The 19,338-nt window shown below is 74.7% G+C and carries 15 protein-coding genes; 7 read left to right on the top strand and 8 right to left on the bottom strand.

All coding sequences use genetic code 11. The annotated features are described in order from the left end of the window. On the top strand, positions 1-706 hold a 706-nt coding region (locus KM933_RS09710; protein ID WP_308013317.1), incomplete at its 5' end, for an SbcC/MukB-like Walker B domain-containing protein. A gap of 151 nt (positions 707-857) precedes the next feature. Further along, complete coding sequence (locus tag KM933_RS09705) at positions 858-1,706, top strand: SDR family oxidoreductase (protein ID WP_221350268.1); 849 nt, start codon at positions 858-860, stop codon at positions 1,704-1,706. Positions 1,707-1,828: 122 nt separating this feature from the next. Here the strand turns inward: KM933_RS09705 and KM933_RS09700 are convergent, their stop codons facing one another. The 5 genes from KM933_RS09700 to KM933_RS09680 all read right to left on the bottom strand — a co-directional run bounded on the left by KM933_RS09700 (position 1,829) and on the right by KM933_RS09680 (position 11,272). Next, the gene (locus KM933_RS09700) at positions 1,829-3,520 is read right to left on the bottom strand and encodes a DUF885 domain-containing protein (protein ID WP_221350266.1); all 1,692 of its coding nucleotides are present in this window, start codon (positions 3,518-3,520) and stop codon (positions 1,829-1,831) included. Between the two features lie 176 nt (positions 3,521-3,696). Then, positions 3,697-5,217 (bottom strand): GNAT family N-acetyltransferase, encoded by a 1,521-nt coding sequence (locus KM933_RS09695; RefSeq protein ID WP_260333289.1) that lies wholly within the window; start codon positions 5,215-5,217, stop codon positions 3,697-3,699. A gap of 130 nt (positions 5,218-5,347) precedes the next feature. Then, a complete protein-coding gene (locus KM933_RS09690; protein WP_221350262.1) occupies positions 5,348-8,065 on the bottom strand; it encodes a DUF7824 domain-containing protein in 2,718 nt (905 codons plus the stop codon). Continuing rightward, entirely contained in the window at positions 8,062-9,465 is a 1,404-nt protein-coding gene (locus KM933_RS09685; RefSeq protein WP_221350260.1) for an SWIM zinc finger family protein, read from the bottom strand. The genes KM933_RS09690 and KM933_RS09685 overlap by 4 nt, the downstream gene beginning before the upstream one ends. 205 nt (positions 9,466-9,670) lie before the next feature. Beyond that, entirely contained in the window at positions 9,671-11,272 is a 1,602-nt protein-coding gene (locus KM933_RS09680) for an alkaline phosphatase D family protein (protein ID WP_221350258.1), read from the bottom strand. A 335-nt stretch (positions 11,273-11,607) separates the two neighbouring features. On the opposite strand from KM933_RS09680, the gene KM933_RS09675 reads away from it, so the two are divergent. Further along, positions 11,608-12,492 carry an RNA polymerase sigma-70 factor gene (locus tag KM933_RS09675; RefSeq protein WP_221350256.1) on the top strand — a complete coding sequence of 295 codons (885 nt, stop codon included), beginning with the start codon at positions 11,608-11,610 and terminating at the stop codon, positions 12,490-12,492. A 275-nt stretch (positions 12,493-12,767) separates the two neighbouring features. Continuing rightward, positions 12,768-13,529, top strand: a complete 762-nt coding sequence (locus KM933_RS09670; RefSeq protein WP_221350254.1) for a GntR family transcriptional regulator — start codon at positions 12,768-12,770, stop codon at positions 13,527-13,529. Positions 13,530-13,665: 136 nt separating this feature from the next. Here KM933_RS09670 and KM933_RS09665 read toward each other — a convergent pair whose 3' ends face one another. The 3 genes from KM933_RS09665 to KM933_RS09655 all read right to left on the bottom strand — a co-directional run bounded on the left by KM933_RS09665 (position 13,666) and on the right by KM933_RS09655 (position 16,905). Then, positions 13,666-14,823, bottom strand: a complete 1,158-nt coding sequence (locus KM933_RS09665) for an ROK family transcriptional regulator (protein ID WP_221350252.1) — start codon at positions 14,821-14,823, stop codon at positions 13,666-13,668. A 238-nt stretch (positions 14,824-15,061) separates the two neighbouring features. Further along, positions 15,062-15,724 carry a response regulator transcription factor gene (locus KM933_RS09660; protein ID WP_221350250.1) on the bottom strand — a complete coding sequence of 221 codons (663 nt, stop codon included), beginning with the start codon at positions 15,722-15,724 and terminating at the stop codon, positions 15,062-15,064. 14 nt (positions 15,725-15,738) lie between these two features. Next, the gene (locus KM933_RS09655; RefSeq protein WP_221350247.1) at positions 15,739-16,905 is read right to left on the bottom strand and encodes a sensor histidine kinase; all 1,167 of its coding nucleotides are present in this window, start codon (positions 16,903-16,905) and stop codon (positions 15,739-15,741) included. 108 nt (positions 16,906-17,013) lie between these two features. On the opposite strand from KM933_RS09655, the gene KM933_RS09650 reads away from it, so the two are divergent. From KM933_RS09650 to KM933_RS09640, 3 genes are all read left to right on the top strand, one after another. Then, complete coding sequence (locus tag KM933_RS09650; RefSeq protein ID WP_221350245.1) at positions 17,014-17,997, top strand: ATP-binding cassette domain-containing protein; 984 nt, start codon at positions 17,014-17,016, stop codon at positions 17,995-17,997. A gap of 2 nt (positions 17,998-17,999) precedes the next feature. Beyond that, a complete protein-coding gene (locus tag KM933_RS09645; protein ID WP_308013316.1) occupies positions 18,000-18,755 on the top strand; it encodes an ABC transporter permease in 756 nt (251 codons plus the stop codon). Positions 18,756-18,819: 64 nt separating this feature from the next. Next, positions 18,820-19,269, top strand: coding sequence for a hypothetical protein (locus KM933_RS09640; protein ID WP_221350242.1), 450 nt, complete (start codon positions 18,820-18,822; stop codon positions 19,267-19,269). Positions 19,270-19,338 lie beyond the last annotated feature (69 nt).

Raw genomic sequence — 19,338 nt, 5'->3', positions numbered from 1 at the left:
GGCCGCCGAGGAGGCCGCCGCGGTGGCCGACCGGCGGGTGCGCGGGGCGGCCTCCGCGCGCGACGCGGCCGCCCGCCGCTGCACGGAACTGGACCGGCTGACCCACCGGGCCACCGCCTCCGTCCGCCGGCTGGCACCACTGCGCGAGGAGTACGACCGGGTGGCCCGCCTCGCGACGCTCACCGCCGGCACCAGCGCGGACAACGAACGCCGGATGCGCCTGGAGTCGTACGTCCTCGCGGCCCGGCTGGAGCAGGTCGCCGCGGCCGCCTCGGCCCGGCTGCAGCGCATGTCCGCCGGGCGGTACACCCTGGTCCACTCCGACGACCGGACCGGGCGCGGGCGCAGCGGCCTCGGCCTGCACGTCGTCGACGCCTGGACCGGACGGGAACGTGACACGGCGACGCTCTCCGGGGGCGAGACGTTCTTCGCCTCCCTCGCGCTCGCGCTGGGCCTCGCGGACGTGGTCACCGACGAGGCGGGAGGGGTACGCCTCGACACCCTCTTCATCGACGAGGGCTTCGGCAGCCTCGACGACCAGACGCTCGACGAGGTCCTCGACGTCCTGGACTCCCTGCGGGAGCGGGACCGCAGCGTCGGCATCGTCAGCCACGTCGCCGACCTGCGCCGCCGGATCCATGCGCAGCTGGAGGTCGTGAAGGGGCGGTCGGGGTCGGTGGTGCGGCAGCGTGGAGGGGACGGCTGACGGCCGATGCCGGAAGGCGGCGGACGATGGACGGCGGCGGACGATGGACGGCGGCGGACGATGGACGGCGGCGGCGCCGCGCCGCGACCGGCGGACCCCGTCGTCGAAAATGACCTGCGGACGGAGACGGCGCCGCCCATGATGGTCCGCGATGACGCCTCGATCCCCCTCACCCACCGCCGAAACCCTGCGACGTGACCCGCTGCCGCTGCGCGGGCGCACCGCCCTGGTGACCGGAGCCGCCCGGCGCGCCGGGATCGGCTACGCCGTCGCCCGGCGCCTGGCCGCGTACGGAGCCAGTGTCTACCTGCACCACCACGTGCCGCACGACGCCGCGATGCCCTGGGGCGCGGACCGCCCGGAGGAGGTCGTGGCCGGGGTGCGCGAGGCGCTCGCCGACCCCGGGGCGCGGGTGGTCGACGGGCCGGGCGACCTCTCCGGGCCGCAGGCGCCGGCCGAACTGGTCGCCAGGGCGGCGGACGCCCTCGGCGGGCGGCTCGACATCCTCGTCGCCAACCACGCCCTCAGCGGTTCGGACGGACCGCTGGACGCGATCGACGCGGCGATGCTGGACGCGCACTGGGCGGTCGACGCACGGTCCGTGATCCTGCTCGTCCAGGCATACGCCCGGCTGCGCGCCGCGCTGCCGCCGCGTGCACCCGGCGGGCGCGTGGTGATGACGACCTCCGGCCAGGACATCGCCGGCGGGATGCCGCAGGAGATCGCGTACGCGCTGCAGAAGGGCGCCCTCGCGTCGGTCACCCGCTCCCTCGCGACCGCGCTCGCCGAGCACGCCGTGACCGTGAACACCGTCAACCCCGGTCCGGTCGACACCGGCTATCTGACCGGGGAGGCGCACCGGGCGGTCGCCTCGATGTTCCCGGCCGGGCGCTGGGGAATGCCGGACGACCCCGCACGGCTCATCGCCTGGCTGGCCACGGACGAAGCCGAGTGGATCACCGGGCAGGTCATCGACTCGGAGGGCGGGTTCCGGCGCTGAGGCGGCCCCGCGGTCCGGTGGTCCGGCGGCCGGTCCTGTCGCGCCGTCGCGCCGTCGCACGCGGTGCGCGGCCCGGCCGCCGGGCGACGAGTGCCGGGGCCGGTGCCGGCCGCCGGGTGCCGTCAGAGCCGGGACAACTCGTCCACCAGGTCGTCCAGGCCGAGCGAGCCCTGGGACAGCGCCGCCATGTGCCACGCCTTCGCGTCGAAGGCGTCACCGTGGCGTTTCCGCGCGTTCGCGCGGCCCAGCAGCCACGCGCGCTCCCCCAGCTTGTAGCCGATGGCCTGCCCCGGGATGGACAGGTAGCGCGTCAGCTCGCTCTCCACGAAGTCCGCCGGGCGGCTGCTGTGCGCGCCGAAGAACTCCTGCGCCAGCTCCGGGGTCCAGCGCTCGCCCGGGCGGAAGGGCGAGTCCGCCGGGATCTCCAGCTCCAGGTGCATGCCGATGTCGACGATGACACGGGCCGCGCGCATCATCTGGGCCTCCAGGTAGCCGAGCCGCTCCTCGGCGTTCCCCAGGTAGCCGAGTTCGTCCATGAGCCGCTCCGCGTACAGCGCCCAGCCCTCGCAGTTGGCGCTGACGCCGCCGACGGTCGTCTGGTAGCGGGAGAGGTCCCCGGCGACGTGGACCCACTGGGCGAGCTGCAGATGATGGCCGGGGACACCCTCGTGGTACCAGGTCGACACCAGGTCGTACACCGGGAAGCGGGTCAGTCCCATCGTCGGCAGCCACGTACGGCCGGGGCGGGAGAAGTCCTCCGACGGGGCCGAGTAGTACGGGGCCGCGGCACCGCCCGGCGGGGCGACGCAGGACTCCACCCTCCGTACCCGCTCGGCGAGTTCGAAGTGGGTGCCGTCCAGTTCCCGGATCGTCCGGTCCATCAGGTCCTGCAGCCACGCGCGGACCTCGTCGACGCCCTCGATGTGCCTGCCGTGCTCGTCCAGGTGGGCGAGGGCCTCCCACGGGGTCGCGGCGCCGGGCAGGACCTTCTCGGCCTCCTCCTCCATCTCGGCGAGCAGCCGGTGGTACTCGGCCCAGCCGTACGCGTACGCCTCGTCCAGGTCCAGGTCCGTACCGTTGAAGTAGCGCGACCAGCGCGCGTACCGCTCGCGGCCCACCGTGTCCGGCGCGCCCTCGACCGCGGGCGCGTACACGTCGCGCATCCAGTCGCGCAGCGCGACGACGGCGGCGGTCGCCGCCCGGGCCGCCCCGTCGAGCTCCGCGCGCAGGGTCCCGGGTCCCGCCGACGCGAAGTCCTCGAACCAGCCGCGGCCCGAACCGTCCGGGTCCGACCACTCGGTGAGCTGTCCGACGAAGGTCGCCGTGGGGCGCGGTCCCGCGTACAGCTTGCGCTCCAGGCCGAGGGCGAGGCACTCGCGGTAGCCGTCGAGGGCCGCCGGCACCGCGCGCAGCCGCTCGGCGATCGCGGTCCAGTCCTCGTCCGTGTCCGCCGGTGTCAGGGTGAACACGTCGCGCACCGCGTGCGCGGCCGTGTGCATGTTGCCGACGGCCCGCAGGGCCTCGTCGGCGTCGTGCACGGCGAGTTCGGCGGTGAGGCGCTCGCGCAGCAGGCGCGCGCACCGGCGCTCGATGTCGCTGTCCGCGCCCGGCTGCCGCTCCGCCTCGTCGAGCCGGGCCAGCGTCGTCCGCGCCAGCCGCGCGAGCGCCTCCAGGCCGGCGGGCGAGGTGTCGGGCAGCCTGCTGGAACTCTCCTTCACGCCGAGGTACGTACCGGTGACCGGGTCGAGGGCGACGAGCTCGTCGACGTAGGTGTCGGCGACCTCTCGGGGCAGCGGGTTCTTCGTCGGTGACATGCCGCCATCCTCGTACGGGGACGGGCGCCGCGTCAGCCCGGCTGTCCGGGCCCGCTGCCTCTCGGCCCGATTCCGCCGGGGGAGCGGCGGCACGGGAGGGGGCCGCGCGGCGGTGGAGGGGGTGCCGCGCGGCCCTCTTCGTCAGTCGTGCACGGGGTCGTGCACGGTCGCCTCCGTCAGTCGCGCACGGAGTGCTCCGGCGCGGACCCGGAGCCGCGCCCGGACTCGTGCCCGAACCCGTTCCCGTACCCCTGCCCGGGCGCCTCCGCGTGCGGCGGTCCGGTGGGCGACGGGGCCGGGTCCAGACGGGCCGTGATGACCAGGGTGCCCTCCTCGATCTGGTAGTCGAGGGGGAGGCCGAGGCCGCGCATCGCGGCGACCATGCCGGTGTTGGACGCCTGCGTGACGGCGTACACGCTCTCGCAGCCGGCCTCGACGGCCATCGCCACCAGGCGGTCGAGCAGTTCGCCGCCGATGCCGCGCCGCTGCCAGTCGTCCTCCACCAGCAGCGCGACCTCCGTCTCGTCGCCGTCCCACAGGAGGTGCCCGAGCCCGACGACGCGCCCGGAGGCGGTCCGCACCGCGAGCGTGCGCCCGAAGCGAGGGCTGAGCAGGTGCTTGAGGTACGTGTCCGCGTCGCCGACGGGCCCGTGGTAGCGCATGCGCAGGGTCCGCTGCGAGCACCGTCCGTGCATGGCCTTCGCGGCCTCGACGTCACCGGCGTCGGCGCGGCGCACGGTGATGTCGTTGCCCCGCGGCAGGGTCAGTACGTCCTGGCCGCGCGGGACCCGCGGGCCGAGCCGGGCGTCCAGCTCGACCAGCGCCCGGGCCCGCGCGAACTCGGTGGGGGTGAACGGCAGGTACGGCCGCTCCACGGTGATCACTTCGCCCTCCGGCGCGCGCAGCCGCATCACCGTCTCCTCCAGCGCCCCCTCGACGGGCGCCCTCTCGTCCGGACGGCCCCCGCCCGCCGGGGTACGGTCCCCGCGCGCCGCCTTCGCGGGCAGCGACCGGATCGTGCAACGCCCCAGCAACTGCCGGAGCGCCAGCGGCAGTTCCGCCGCGTCCAGCGCGGTGCGTGTCGCGAGGCCCAGCACCCGCGTGGGCGCGTCCACCAGGTCGTGCGCGTCCGCCCGCTCGATCCAGGTACCGGAACCGCCGGACAGGGACACCGCGCGCGTGATCCCGGACGCGTCCGTCGCCCCGGGGGCGCGCAGCAGGAACTCGTCCACGGTGCCCTCGGCCAGCGGATGCGTCTGCAGGCTCAGGATGTCGACCCGCAGGCCCGCCAGCGCCGTGCACAGCGCCGCCAGCGAACCCGGCTCGTCCCGCACGGTGGTGCGCATCCGCCACAGCACGGTCTCCCCGGCACTCTCCCGCCCCGCCCCGGCCCGCGGGGCGTCGGGGTTCCGCCCGGCTGTCCCGGCCCGCTGCCCGGACGCGGCCGGCCGGGCGCCGGTATCGCCCGTCGGCGGTGCGTGGCCGTGGCGCCGTGACCACCAGGTGTGGAAGCCGGCCGCGGCGATCAGCACGACCGCCGGGACCGCCGGCAGGACGGGGCCGTCCGGGCCGTGCCCGATCAGGTTCGCCACGGCGTCGGCGACCGCCACCGCCGTGAACAGGGCGGCCAGCCCGACGAGGTCCCTGCGCCGGTGGTGGACCGGCCGGCCGTTCTTCGCGCGCGTCACATCAGACATGTCCCGAGTCATGCAGTCACTGTGGAGGACGGGTGTTGCGTGATCGCGAACGCTTTGTGACTGATCGGTTAAGTGCGCATCCGCCTTCTTTGTTGCATTTTTTACGATTCTTCGGTGCGTCAGGAGTGCGTCAGGCGGCCACCTCCTGGTGCAGGGCGTCCCGCAGCCGGCGCGCCTGCGTCACGAGCCGGGACGCGCCACGCCGCTCCGCCGCCCGCGCCAGGTGCGCCACGTCGCCGCGCGCCCCGGTCCGCTCGGCGCATTCGGCGGCGACGGCCAGCAGCTCACCGAACCCGCGGGCGGGCGGGGCCGCGCCGTCCGTGGCGAGGTCCGCGAGCAGCACCGGCAGCGCGGCCCGCAGCACCGACCAGACGGTGCCGTACGCGCCGGTCGCCGCCGCGGTGCGCACGGACTCGGCGAGCCGCAGCGGCCTCACCGCCCCGCGCCGCACCAACTGCCCCAGATCGGTGCCGAGGACCTCGGCGTCCAGCTGCCCGCGCGCGGCGAGGACCAGCAGGGCGTCCACCGCGCCGATCCGGTCCTCCTGGTGCCGCGCGCCCAGCCCGTAGGCCACACACAGGTGCACGGCCTCACCGGCGGGCCCCGCCGCCTCGGCGAGCAGCGGCAGGACCGTGGCGACGTCCCGGATCCCGTCCACCGCCGCCGTGGACAGCTCCCGCAGCAGCCGCGCGGCCACCAGCTCCCGCCGGCCCGGCAGCACGGCCAGCCAGTGCTGCCGCCCGGTCCGGCCCCAGTAGTGCGCGCAGTACCTGTGCGCATCGAAGACGCCCAGGGGGCGGCCCAGTCGGCGGAACGCCGCGGGGAGGTCCTCCGGCAGCCCTTCCGGCTCGCCCAGTTCGCCCAGTTCGAGCAGGATGCGTACGCCCGAGGTGCGCCGGCTGCTCGTCGGCGTCGCCAGCCCTCCGCCGGTGAGCCACCGGGCCAGCCGCCTCCCCTCAGCCGTGCCCAGCGCGGCGGCCCGCCCGGCGGCGGCCCCGGTCGCCGCCCGGTCGTCACGGCGGACCCGGAGCAGGGCCTGGGCGAAGTCGGCCGCCCCGGGGCGGGCGCCGAGCCGGCGGTACTCGTCGAGGCGGTCCACCAGTGTGTCCGGTTCCAGGTAGCCCGACGACCGGACGGGCGTGGCCAGCAGGAACGGCAGCGGGTCGGTCCGTACCCGGTGGGCCACCTCCCACAGACGCGCGTCGAGGACACCGGCCAGGGCGCTGTGCACACAGGAGTGCGAGACCGGTCCGTGCCGGTGAGCCTCGTGGAGGGTGGCCGTCCGCACCCGGCCCAGCAGGGCGGCGAGCACCACTTCGAGACCGTACGGCGCGTTCCGGAAGTACTCGTCCACCGCATGGTCGCGATGGCGCTCCGTCCCCGTCCCCGCCCACCAGCAGCGGGCGGTCACCGGCGCCAGGGCCTCGGCCAGCTCCTCCCGGTGCAGGTACGTGTGCCGCACCAGGCCGTCCAGGGTCCGCTCGAACGCCCCCATGTCCTCGTCGGCGGACGCCAGCAGCGCTCCGACGTCCTCGGCCAGTTCGACCACCGACTCCGGTGCGGGCGCGAGCCGCGAGGGCTCCGGGACGGGCGGCAGCAGCTCCGTGTGGGCCTGCGGCGCGAGGCCGGTCGCGTCCGGTCCCAGGGACACCGCGGCACGCGCCCGCAGGCCGGCGCTCAATCGGCCGGCCTCGTCGGCCACTTCGCCGCGGACCGACGGGTCCGCCCCGCCGATGTACCGCTCCACCAGCTTCAGAGCGCGCTCCTGCACCTCCGTGTCCTCGTGCCCGAAGGCCCGCGCCACCGCGGGCAGCAGCCCGGCCGCACCTGCCGGGTCGCGCCGGAGTGCCTTGCCCAGGAGCACGAGCTGGGCGCGCACCAGCTTCTTCTCCGTGCGGAACAGCACGACGTCGGACATCTCGGCGAGCCGTCCCGGCGCGAGGTCGCCGGCCAGCGCCAGCGAACCCAGCACCGACTGGGCGTACGACGCCACGGTGGAGACCGGGTGGGCGGCGAGGGCCAGCCAGTCGGCGACCCGCTCCCGCCGCTCGTCCCGGTCCGGCTCCAGTGCCGTCAGCAGCTTCAGGAAGACGCGGCAGTCGGCCGGCGCGGTGCCGCGCAGCAGCCGGGCGGCACAGGCGTCGACCATGGCCCCGCGACCGAGCAGGCCCTCCTCGGTCAGCCGCACGAGAGCATCGGTCCAGCTGTCCGGACCGTCGCCGAAGAGCCAGTCCAGCCGGCCGCCGATGTCCGGGATCCGGAAGAGCGCGGGGACCAGCTCCGGTGTGTACGGATCCCGGCGCAGCCGCTGCAGCACGGTGTCGCCCCGCTGCCACAGGCTGCCGGTCTGCTCGACCCAGCCGATGACGTAGGTCTCGGTCGTCGGCACCGGGCAGCCGGACAGCCGGACCAGTCCCGCCATCAGCTCGTAGGGCACCTGGGCGGTCCCGGGACGGTCGGCGAGCCGCTGCGCGAGATTCCCGAGCCACTCCCGGTCCCGGTCGCCCAGCACGTGGAGCAGCACCGCGGCGGACGCCTGGGACCAGCGCAGGTCGGCCGCCGTGAGCCAGGCCGCCGCCCCGGCCGGTCCGGTGTGGCAGGCGGCCCCGGCCGCGTGCAGGGCGGGATACGCCTTGCGGGCCGCGGCACCCCAGGGCGCGCCCCGCAGCTCCTTGCGCAGCTCCTTCAGGGCGGGCAGGCACAGCCGGCGCTCGGGATCCGTCATCCCGTCCAGCAGGCCCGCGGCCTCGTTCGTCCGCCCCGCCCGCACGGCCTTCAGCAACGCCTCGCCCGCCGGCACCGCACCACCCGCCGGCACCGCACCGCTCATCGACACCGCACCGCTCATCGCGCACCCCCGGCGGCCGGCACCCGCGCCTGCCCGGACACCGCGCCCCGGCGGACCATCCGCACCGCCAGCGCGTGCTTGCACGGCCCGCGCCCGCCCCGGTACCTGGCCCACCACAGGCAGCTGCAACTCAGCGCCCCCGCCTCGGCACGGACCCGGTGCACATGCCCGTCCTCGGCGGTCACCGTGCCGAGGGCGCCGTCCAGGGTCACCGCGCCCGCGCCCACGAGGTCCCGGGCGGCGCGCAGCCGGGGGTTGTGGCGCTCCGCGCGCCCGGCGTCGTACGGGAGTTCGCGGTGGAAGTAGGCGGCTTCCGCCGTGTCGTAGCCCACCCGCCCCGAGGTGCCCAGCCGGACGAGGGCCGCGCGCACCCGAGTGGCGGACAGTCCCGAGGCGGCGGACAGGTCCCCGACGTCGATCCTGGGCTCCCACGCCAGCAGCACCGAGACCAGTTCCGCGTCCTCGGCCGCCTCGTCGGTGGCCAGCGCGTCGAGCACGCCACCCTCGCCGGAGAAGCCCCGGGAGACCTCCGGGGACAGCGTCAGGGTGAGCCGCATCCCGGGGAGCACGACCTCCCAGGCGCTGGCCGCCGGGGCGTCCCCGGCGAGCGCGGGACCGTACACCCGCAGGGCCGACGCATGGCGCAGGACCCGCTGCAGGGCGATCAGCCGCTCCGGGCCCGGCAGGCAGACCGCCCCGGGCGCCGGCCGGGTCGTGGGCCGCAGCACGCGCCCGGCGGGTACGACCCACCGGACGCCCCCGGAGGCGCCGCGCGCACCGGGACGGGGCAGGGAGCGCAGGAACCGCACGGCCTCCGGCGCGGGCAGCTCGGCCCGCAGGTCGAAGCCGGCCGCCGTCACCTGGGACTCGGCGAAACCCCGCAGCCAGCGGTCCGGCAGCGGCACCTTCTTCTCCACGACCGGCCCGTCCGACGTGGTCACGGCCAGCTCGTCCGGCCCGACCCGCAGGTGCAGCGGGTCGTCCGAGCCGATCCTCGACAGGGCGTCCCGCAGCGGGTCGTTGACGTCGACGTTCGTCGTGCCGTGCCCCACCTCGCCGCCGTCGAGACCCGCCTCCAGCACGTCCAGACGCGCGTACACCCCGCCGCAGCCGGAGAACGACTCGAAGCGCAGCCGGTCGCCGTTGCCCGTGACGACCGGATCCAGGGAGGAGCGCAGCTGCCGCTGGTGGTAGCGCGCCCCCGCCACGTCGGCGACCGCGAGCAGCCCGGCCGACGCCGCCTGAGGGAACGTCAGGAATCCGGTGAAGAAACGCGGATGGTCCTCGACACCGCGGGGCGTCGCACCCCGCGAGGTCTCGAGTCCCAGCCGCCGTCCGTCCGGTGCGGACTCCAGCGTGGAGGGTCGGGTGTAGGCCACGGCCTGCAGAGATCGCGTCATGGAAAAACCGTAGGGTCGGCCACTGACAATCGCCCTGACCTGCGAGGACGGACGATCCTGGAACGCAGGCGCGCCGCGTACCGGGGCTCGACGCCGGTACACGGCACGGGCCGCGCGACCAGGGGCGTGCGGCTCCTCCCGTGATCAGACGCGTGCGGCTTCTCCCGTCTCAGGGGCGCGCGGTCCCTCCCGTGGTGCGGGACACCTACTGCCCCACGCGCCCCGGCTGCAGCACCTTGGTGAACAGCACCGCGCCCCCGGTCGCCCGCAGCCGGACGGTGAGTTCGCCGCTGCCGCCGTCGATGTCCACCTCACCGAAGTACTGGGGCGACTCCATGGGCGAGACGTTCGCCCGGTCGGGCGCCCTGACGAAGACCCGGTCCGGACCGAACGTGCCGTCCAGCGCGTTCGCCTGGAAGCCGCCCGCGGCGAGCGGGCCGGAGACGAACTCCCAGAACGGCGCGAAGTCCTTGAACGCCGCACGCGAGGGGTCGTAGTGCTGGGCCGAGGTGTAGTGCACGTCCGCCGTCAGCCACACCGTGCCCGTGATACGGCGGTGCTTGACGAACCGCAGCAGCTCCGCGATCTGCAGCTCCCGTCCGAGCGGCGCGCCCGGGTCGCCCTGCGCGACGGCCTCGATGTCCGTCGAGCCGTCCGGTACGACCAGTCCGATCGGCATGTCGGAGGCGATCACCTTCCACACGGCGCGCGAACGGGCCAGCTCCCGCTTCAGCCAGGCCAGTTGCTCCGCCCCCAGGATGCCGGTGGTGTCGTCGGTCTGCCGGCCGGGGGAGTTGGCGTTGCGGAACGTGCGCATGTCGAGCACGAAGACGTCCAGCAGAGGGCCGTGGCGGACGACCCGGTGCACCCGGCCGTCCCTGCCCGTGGCGGGGAGCGTCGAGATCGGGAAGTACTCGCTGAACGCCTTGCGGGCGCGGGCTGCCAGCGTGTCGACGTTCTTCTCCGTGTAGCGGGCGTCGGTGAGGATCTCGCCCGGGTACCAGTTGTTGGTGACCTCGTGGTCGTCCCACTGGGTGATCGTCGGGACCTGGGCGTTGAACCGGCGTACGTTCTCGTCCAGCAGCGAGTAACGGAAGTTGCCGCGGTACTCGGCGAGGGTCTCCGCGACCTTGGACTTCTCCTCGGTCGTGACGTTCCGCCAGATCCGGCCGTCCGGGAGCGTCACGGACGCCGACAGGGGACCGTCCGCGTAGATGGTGTCGCCGCTGCACAGGAAGAAGTCGGGGTTCAGACGGCGCATCTCCTCGTAGGCGTAGAGGCCGCCGATGTCCGGGTTGATGCCCCAGCCCTGGCCCACGATGTCGCCCGACCAGAGGAAGCGGACGTCCTGGCGGCGCTTCGAGGGCGCGGTGCGGAAGGTGCCCCGGACGGGTTCGCCGGTGCGGCGGTAGTCGTCGGGGTCGGCCAGCGTCACCCGGTAGTGGATCTGCTCCCCGGCCGGCAGGCCGCGCAGCGGGACCGTGCCCGTGAAGTCCGTGCCGGCGCCCAGGAGGGGACCGTGCCATTTTCGCGGCCTGCGGAACGACTCGGTCGCGGAGGTCTCCACGATCATGCGGGCGGGGCGGTCGGAGCGGACCCACACCAGACCGGAGTTCGTGGTCACGTCCCCGGCCTGCACGCCCCACCGCGCCCCGGGCCGGCCCGACAGGGCGAATGCCGGGGCCGCTCCGGCGACCGAGGCGGAAGCCGCGACGGAGGCGGGCAGCGCGAGTGCCGCCGACGCGGCGAGCGAGCCGCGCAGGAGGCTGCGGCGGGCGGGGTGCGGGCTCGACGGGCGGTGTGACATGGGGCGCCTCCAGAGGGGCGGTCGGAGCAGGGTGCACGGCTACACCTACTGGTGTGCCGCAGCGGGCACGCAAACCACAAGTGAACAACTCGCTCCGCCGGGTCCGGCGGACCCGGCGGACCCGCGGCGGTGGCCGGTGCGGCGGGGCCGACGGGGTTCGTCCGCGCTGCTCCCCGGGCCCCGGAAGACGGGCTGACGAGGGGGGATCGTGAGCCGGCCGGACGCCGAGCCGGCGACGGGGACAGGCGTGCGGAAGCACGCGTGCACGGGCGCGCGTGGCGTGCCGGCCCCTTGCCGCCTGGACGCGGCCCGGTGTGCCGCGATGGGATGGTGCCGTGGCTACCGACACCGTGACCGAGGTCTTCGAAGAGCACCGGCCCGTTCTGATGGGCGTCGCCTACCGCATGCTCGGCCGGGTGGCCGACGCCGAGGACGTGGTCCAGGAGGCGTGGCTGCGCTGGTCCGGCGGCGACCGCTCCGACGTACGCGAACCGCGCGCCTACCTGGTGCGTGTCACGACCCGGCTCGCCGTGGACCGGCTGCGGCAGGTCCAGGCCCGCAACGAGGCATACGTGGGGCCCTGGCTGCCGGAGCCGTACGTCACCGACTTCGGGGACACCGTCGCCGACACGGCCGAGCGGGCGGTCCTCGCCGACTCCGTGTCGCTGGCCGTCCTCGTCGTCCTGGAGTCCCTCTCGCCGCTGGAACGCGCGGTGTTCGTGCTCCGGGAGGCGTTCGGCTACCCGTACGCGGACATCGCGGCCACCCTCGGCCGCGGTGAGCCCGCGGTGCGGCAGCTCGCCGCCCGGGCCCGCCGGCACGTCGAGGAGGGACGGCCGCGCTACGAGGCCGACCCCGCCGAGCAGCGCGCTCTCACCGAGCGGTTCATCGCGGCGGCGAGGGAAGGCGATCTCGAAGGGCTGATGTCCCTACTGGCGCCGGACGCGCGCCTGATCGGCGACAGCGGCGGCCTGGCGCCGGCGCCGGTGCGCGTCCTGGAGTCGGCCGACAAGGTGGGCCGCTTCGTCGTCGGAGCCATGGGGAAGGGCATGGCCGGTCTCACCTTGCGCTTCCTGGAGGTCAACGGCGGGCCCGCGCTGCTGGCGCTGTCCGGCGACAGGCCCGACAGCGTTCTCCAGCTGGCCGTCGCGGACGGCCGTGTCCAGTGCGTCTACATCGTCCGCAACCCGGAGAAGCTGCTGTCCCTGCCCGTCGGCTGACGGTCCCCGCGCGGCCGGTGCCCCCGTCCGGGAGACGGAGGCACCGCTGTCGTGCCACCTGCGTGTCGTGCCACCTGCGTGTCGTGCCACCTGTGCGGCGTATCGCGAACGCTCCGTGAACGCTCTGCGGCAACGGGCCCGCACGAGCTGTAACGGAACGAGGATTGGTCTTGACCAAGGGTGGGGGCCGCCTTATGGTCGCAGGGTTAGTGCAGGAACCTTTAATAAACAAGGGCGCTAAAAGCCGCCGGGACACGGCGATTGCGGAGGACGCGGTGGGGACCACGCAGCTGGACACGGTGCCGGAGCCCAAGTACTGGCACCTGAGGACCGTGCTCAGCGAAGCACTGGACTCCGAGTTCTCGGTGGGCGAGATCCTTCCGAACGAGCGCGATCTGGCGGCCCGCTTCGGCGTCGCCAGGGCGACTCTCCGCCAGGCCCTGGAACAGCTGGAACTGGAAGGCCGCCTGCAGCGCCGCCGCGGCGTCGGTACGACGGTGGCGCCGCCGCGGATGGGCGTGGCCGTCGGATCCGAGCAGCACACCTGGCCGGGCGCGGCCGGCGACGCCTGGCGGCCCGCGGACTGCACGAGGGCGGTCCCGCCCCCGGCGGTGGCCCGGGTCCTGGAGACCGGCCCCGGCGAGCAGGTGCACGTCGTGCGCCGCTCCCGGGTGACGCACGGCCAGCCGGTCGCCGCCGAGCTGCTCTACGTCCCCGCGTCCTCGGTGCCCGACCTGTCCGGCATCGACACGCCGTCCGGCACGGCACGCGCGCGTGCCGTGCTGCGGGAACTGCAGCGACTGGAGCTGGAGGGCGAGGACCGCGCGGTGGAGCTGGGCTCGGCGCGCGCGGACGAGGCGAAGGAACTGGACCGGCTCCCGGGCGCGCCCGTCCTGGTCGTCACCACCCGCTTCTTCGCCGGGGGCGGTACGGCGGCGGTCTCCGTCGCCACGTACCGGGCCGACACCTGCCGTCTGACGTTCGGTGACTCCGGCGGCGTCGAGATCCACCACGACCCGGAGCGCCGGGCTTCCTGACCGCGGCCGTTCTCCCGCGGCCGTTCTCCCGCAGGCGTCGCGTCCCGGCGCCCGGGACGCGACGCCCGGCTGCCCGCAGCCACCGGAACCGTCGGCGGCACCACAGCCGGCCGGGCAGACGTCGGCCGGGCCGGTCTCACCGGCGGGCCGTCACCGTGCCCTCCACCGCGAACAGCTGCTCCTCCACGTGGTCGAGCGCCAGCCGCAGCGCGCCCGTCGCCACCGCCGCCTCGCCCAGCAGCGAGAGCGCCACCCGGGGCGGCCGCAGACAGTAGCGGGCCAGCTCCTCGCGCAGCGGCTCCAGGACACCGTCGAGCCCCGCCGCCCAGCCACCGATCACCACCAGCTCGGGATCGAGGGCCAGGACGAGCGCGGCGACGTCGTGCACCAGGCGCTGTATGAAGCGGTCGACGGCCGCCAGCGCCCGTTCGTCGCCCGCACGCGCGTGTGCGAAGACCTCCTCCACCGCCTGCTCGTCCAGCGGGTGCAGCGGCTCGTCGGTCGTGGACAGCAGCCTCTCCGGGGTGACCTCGCGCCCCAGCAGGTGGAACGCGCCGATCTCGCCGGCCGCGCCCCCGTAGCCCCGGTGCAGCCGTCCGCCGATGAGCGATCCGGCGCCGGGGCTCAGCCCGGCCAGTACGAACACCATGTCGTCGGACTCGGTGCCCGCCCCCTTCCAGTGCTCGGCGACGGCCGCGGCGTTGGCGTCGTTCTCCAGCAGGACCGGGCACTTGAAGGAGCGGCGCAGCCGTTCGCCCAGCGCCAGCCCCGTCCACTCCGGCAGCGCCGTACCCAGGCGTACCGTGCCGTCGGCCTCGACTATGCCGGGCGTGGCGACCCCGACGGCACGCAGGGAGCCACGGGCCACCCCGGCGCGGCGCAGCAGCTCGGCGACGGCCGTACGCAGCCGCTCCAGCCGCTCGTCCGCCGGTGCCGTCTCGCAGACGTCCTTGGAGAGCGACCCGAGCACCCGGCCGTCCAGGTCCGACAGGAGGGCGGACACGCGGTGCGAGCCGATCTGCAGACCCAGCAGGTGCCCCGCCTCCGCCCGGAAGCGGAACCGTCGCGCGGGTCTGCCCTGGCGCCGTGCGGCACTCTCGTCGGCTGCGGCCTCGACGACGAGTCCGCCGTCGATGAGACCCTCGACGACGCCTTCGACGGTCGGCCGGGACAGCCCGGTCACCCGCGTGATCTCGGTGAGTGTCGCGAAGTCCGTGGCCCGCAACGCGTGCAGCACCACCGCTGAGTTGATTCTGCGCAGCAGAGAGGGATCCCCGCCGGTCAACTGCCCCAACGTCCGTCCTCCCAGCTCGTGCGCGTGTCAGTTGGCCGGATCGTACTCGGCGCGACGGGTCCCTGCGAGTGCCGGGGATCACCTCCCTGCCCCGGACATCCGCCGACATGCCCCGGACCCGCCGTGGATCCCGCCCCGGCCGCGATCCGGACCGGGATCCGGCAGGAACCCGGACCGGGTTCCGGACCGCGCCCGCGCCCGGACCGAAGCGGAATCCGAATCGGAACGCGGACCGGGATCAGCCGGGTGACACGAACCCCGACTCGTACGCCGTGATCACCGCCTGCGTACGGTCCCGGACGCCCAGCTTCACCAGCACGGCGCTGACGTGGGACTTCACCGTCTCGGTCCCGACCACCAGCCGCGCGGCGATCTCCGCGTTCGACAGACCTCGTGTCATCAGCCGCAGCACCTCCGCCTCGCGCCCGGTGAGCGCCGCCCGCTCCAGGGCGGCTCGGGCCGCGGGATCGCGGTCGCCGTCCCCGCGGGCGGCGGCCAACTGCCGTACCGACGCCGGGAAGAGCAGCGACTCGCCCTCGGCGACCAGACGCACGGCGTGCACGATCTCGGCCGGCCGGGCCCGCTTCAGCAAAAAACCGTCGGCACCCGCGCGCAGCGCCTCGTACACGTACTCGTCGTTCTCGAAGGTCGTCACGACGACGATCTTCGGTGGCCGGTCGACGGTCCGCAGCACCGCGCGCGTGGCCTCGATACCGTCCATCAGCGGCATACGGACGTCCATCGCCACGACGTCGGGCCGCAGTCGCCGCACGAGCGGAATCACCGCCGCGCCGTCCGCGGCCTCCCCCACGACCTCGATGTCGGGCTGCGCCTCCAGGACGGCGCGCAGACCGGCCCGTACGAGGGGTTCGTCGTCGACGAGGAGAACGGTGACCGGCATCCCGCCAGCGTAGGTCAGCGCAGCGGAAGCTCGACGTGCACCTGCCAGTCGCCGTCGTCCGGGCCGGTCCGCGCCCGGCCGCCGAGCAGCGCGGCCCGTTCCCGGATCCCCCGCAAGCCACTGCCCCGGCCGGGTCCCGGTGTCCGCGCCGTCATCGGATTGCGCACCTCCAGGCGAAGTGTTCGGTCCCCGGCCGCGACACGGATCCGGACCGGCACCGGGCCCGCGTGCCGCAGCACGTTGGTGAGCGCTTCCTGGAGGATGCGGTAGCCCTCGCGGGAGACCGGGCCGGGCAGGGTCTCCAGAGGACCCGTCAGCTCGGCTTCGATCCTCGCCCCCGAGGCGCGCGCGGACTCCATGAGCCGGTCGGCCTCCACCAGGGCCGGCTGCCCGCTCGCGGGCCGCCCCGCCTCGCGCAGCACCCCGAGCACCCGCTCCAGGTCCTCCAGGGCGGTACGGCCGGTGTCCTCGATGGCGAGCAGTGCCCGGTCGGTGAACGCGGGGTCCTTCGCGGCGCGCGCGGCCCCCGCCTGCACCACGGCCACCGTCAGCGCGTGCCCGATCGAGTCGTGCAGCTCGTGGGCGATCCGGGTGCGCTCCAGGAGCCGCTCGGTGCGCTCCTCCAGAGCGGTGACCCGCTCGGCCGCCGACGGACCCAGGAGCCGGCGCGCGATCACCGCGACCAGCTCACCCAGGCCGACCACCGCCCCGTACAGGACGATCAGCGGCAGCGGTGCGAGCAGCGCGTACGCCCAGTGCGGACGGGCCACCGGCGGGAACAGCTCCAGGAACGGGTTGTCGTCCGGGACATGACCGGCCGAGACACGGATCAGGTCCACGGCGATCAGAGGGAGCCAGACGGTGGCCCCCGCCGCCGCCCAGCCCAGAGCCACGCGCACCTCCAGCCACAACACCGTTCGCATCCGGTCCCGCCACGTGGCCGACGGGACGACCGAGACCGCCGGGTCCTGCCCGCTCCGGGTCAGCATGAACTGCGCCTGCACACCCTCGCCGCGCCGCACGGCCGGGATCAGCCCCAGCGGAACGACCATCAGCGCGGTCGCCCACGGCGCGGACGGGTCGATGAGCATCCACACGCTGGTGGCCAGCATGGGAACCCACAGGTGCACGAAGCGGGTGTACGTCGTCCCTCGGGTCAGCGGACGCAGCAGGCGGACCATCGCGTCATCGTGCCAGCCGGCACCGGCGGCGGGCCTCCCCCGTCCGGGGGAGGCGGCTCCCCTGTCCAGGGGAGGCCCGGGGACCCTCCCGGCGACAACCCTTGGGCCATGACCAGCATCGATGTCCGAGACCTCACCAAGGATCACGGCGCCACCCGTGCCGTGGACCGGCTGACCTTCCGCGTCGAACCGGGCCGGGTCACCGGCTTCCTCGGCCCCAACGGCGCGGGCAAGTCCACCACCATGCGGCTCGTCCTCGGCCTGGACCGGCCCACGTCCGGTACCGCCACGCTCGGTGGCCGCGCCTACGCGACGCTCGACGAGCCGTTGCGTCACGTCGGGGCCCTGCTCGACGCGCGGGCCGCGCACGGTTCGCGTACCGCCCGGGACCATCTGCGGGTACTCGCGGCGAGCAACCGCCTTCCCGGGCGCCGGGTGGACGAGGTCCTGGAGGAAGCGGGTCTGGCCCCGGTCGCCCGGCGCCGCGTCAGGACGTACTCCCTGGGCATGCGGCAGCGTCTGGGCATCGCCGCGGCGCTGCTGGGCGACCCGCAGGTGGTCCTGCTCGACGAGCCGTCGAACGGACTGGACCCCGAGGGCATCATCTGGGTCAGGCAACTGCTGCGCCGGCTCGCGCGTGAGGGCCGCACCGTCCTCGTCGCCAGCCATCTGATGAACGAGACCGCGTCGTTCGCCGACCACCTCGTTGTCCTGGGGCGCGGCCGGCTGCTCGCCGACACGGCTCTGGAGGAGTTCATCCACGCGCGCGTGGACCCCCGTGTGCGCGTGCGCACCGAGGACGGCGCGGACCTTCGCGAACTGCTCGCCCGCCACGGGTACGACGCCGTGGAGCGTGAGGCCGCGGGTGACGGCGGGGAGCGGTGGATCGTGCGCCACGCGCGCGTGGACGACATCGGCCGCCTCGTCTCGGAAGCAGGTCTGCCGGTCCTCGAACTGGCGGCGCAGGACGGCACGCTGGAGCAGGCGTACCTCGATCTGACGGCCACGGAGACCGAGTTCGCCGCCCGGCACCCGGTCCGGCCGCATCCCCTGGCCCCACCGCAGTCCCCGACCCGGTCGCAGGAGGTCTGACCGTGCCGTTCGTGCCCGCGGCGTTCGTGACCGCGCCGTTCGTATCCGTGCTCCACTCGGAGTGGCTCAAGATCCGTACCCTGCGGTCGCTCGTCGCCGGGCTGGGCGCCGCCGTGCTCGTCACCGCGGCCTTCTCCGCACTGGCCGGACTCGACACCTCCGGGGACGCGGACTCCGACCCCCTCTTCTCGGCCTTCTTCGGCGTCAGCTTCGGGCAGATCGCAATGATCGCCTTCGGTACGCAGGCCATGGCGTCCGAGTTCCGGGGAGGTGCCCTGCGCACCTCACTGGCCGCAGTGCCCCGCCGCGGGCGGTGGTTCGCGGCGAAGACGGTGGCCGTCGGCGTGTCCGCCCTGGTCGCCGGCCTCCTCACCGGATGCGCAAGCCTCGCCGCGGGCAGGGCCGCCCTCGGTGACCGGGCCGGCGCAACGAGCTGGTCCGAAGGACTGCGGGCGATCGTGGGCTGCGGTGTCTACCTGGCCCTGATGGCCCTGTTCGCGGCCGGACTGACGGCGCTGCTGCGCAGTGGTGTCGCCACGCTGAGCATCCTCGTCCCGTTCCTCCTGCTGGTGTCCTTCGTGGTCGGGGACATGTCCGGGAACGTCGCCGACCTCCTGCCGGACAGGGCGGGACAGGTGGTGCTGCACCAGACGTGGGACGGCATGCTCGGGCCGTGGACCGGGCTCGGGGTGACGGCGGTGTGGACGTCGGCCGCGCTGGTGGCCGGAACCTGGAGCATCCGCCGCCGGGATGCCTGAACCCGGGCGCTCATGTCCCCCGACAGGCCGCCGAGTACCGGTGACGACCGCTTTACTGGACTTCATGACCACAGAGTGGCACCTCGCCACGCTCGACGAGCTGTGCGTGCGCGACTTCCCCGCGACACACGGATGGTCGGACGTCGGCGCGGGAGGACCCGGCTACCACCTGGTGGTGCTGGAGACGACGCGCGGCCTCGGCACGGGGGACGACGGGTCCAGTCGGGAGGAGATCGCGCGGCGGTTCGCCGCCTGCCGGGAGGGTGTCTCGCGGCGGCTGGGGGAGCGCTGGGGCGAGGCGGAACCGAAGAGCCTGGACGGTGTCTTCCTGCGCTCCGAGGATCCGGGCGAACGGATACCGAAGCCGTGGGCCTATCTCAGCGCCTACGTGAGACACGTGGACCTGTGGAAGGCCGACGACAGCGGGCGCTGGGTCGCGGTGGGGGTCTCGGACCCGGCGGAGGGGCCCGACCTCCAGCTCTTCGCGCTGGTCACGGACCTGCCCCCACCATGACCGACCGGTCCGGTCCGACCCGGTCCGGCCCGGTCCGGCCCGCCGCGGCGCCACGCACGCGGCCCGCCG

It is taken from the genome of Streptomyces beigongshangae (assembly GCF_019710745.1).
Taxonomy (GTDB): domain Bacteria; phylum Actinomycetota; class Actinomycetes; order Streptomycetales; family Streptomycetaceae; genus Streptomyces; species Streptomyces beigongshangae.
This window is presented reverse-complemented; position numbering and strand designations above follow the sequence as displayed.

What these genes read in the sequence shown, in the direction of transcription:
- KM933_RS09705 (WP_221350268.1), top strand. Translation starts at nt 858, where the DNA reads ATGACGCCTCGATCCCCCTCACCCACCGCCGAAACCCTGCGACGTGAC.
- KM933_RS09700 (WP_221350266.1), bottom strand. Translation starts at nt 3,520, where the DNA reads ATGTCACCGACGAAGAACCCGCTGCCCCGAGAGGTCGCCGACACCTAC.
- KM933_RS09695 (WP_260333289.1), bottom strand. Translation starts at nt 5,217, where the DNA reads ATGTCTGATGTGACGCGCGCGAAGAACGGCCGGCCGGTCCACCACCGG.
- KM933_RS09690 (WP_221350262.1), bottom strand. Translation starts at nt 8,065, where the DNA reads ATGAGCGGTGCGGTGTCGATGAGCGGTGCGGTGCCGGCGGGTGGTGCG.
- KM933_RS09685 (WP_221350260.1), bottom strand. Translation starts at nt 9,465, where the DNA reads ATGACGCGATCTCTGCAGGCCGTGGCCTACACCCGACCCTCCACGCTG.
- KM933_RS09680 (WP_221350258.1), bottom strand. Translation starts at nt 11,272, where the DNA reads ATGTCACACCGCCCGTCGAGCCCGCACCCCGCCCGCCGCAGCCTCCTG.
- KM933_RS09660 (WP_221350250.1), bottom strand. Translation starts at nt 15,724, where the DNA reads ATGCCGGTCACCGTTCTCCTCGTCGACGACGAACCCCTCGTACGGGCC.
- KM933_RS09655 (WP_221350247.1), bottom strand. Translation starts at nt 16,905, where the DNA reads ATGGTCCGCCTGCTGCGTCCGCTGACCCGAGGGACGACGTACACCCGC.
- KM933_RS09650 (WP_221350245.1), top strand. Translation starts at nt 17,014, where the DNA reads ATGACCAGCATCGATGTCCGAGACCTCACCAAGGATCACGGCGCCACC.
- KM933_RS09640 (WP_221350242.1), top strand. Translation starts at nt 18,820, where the DNA reads ATGACCACAGAGTGGCACCTCGCCACGCTCGACGAGCTGTGCGTGCGC.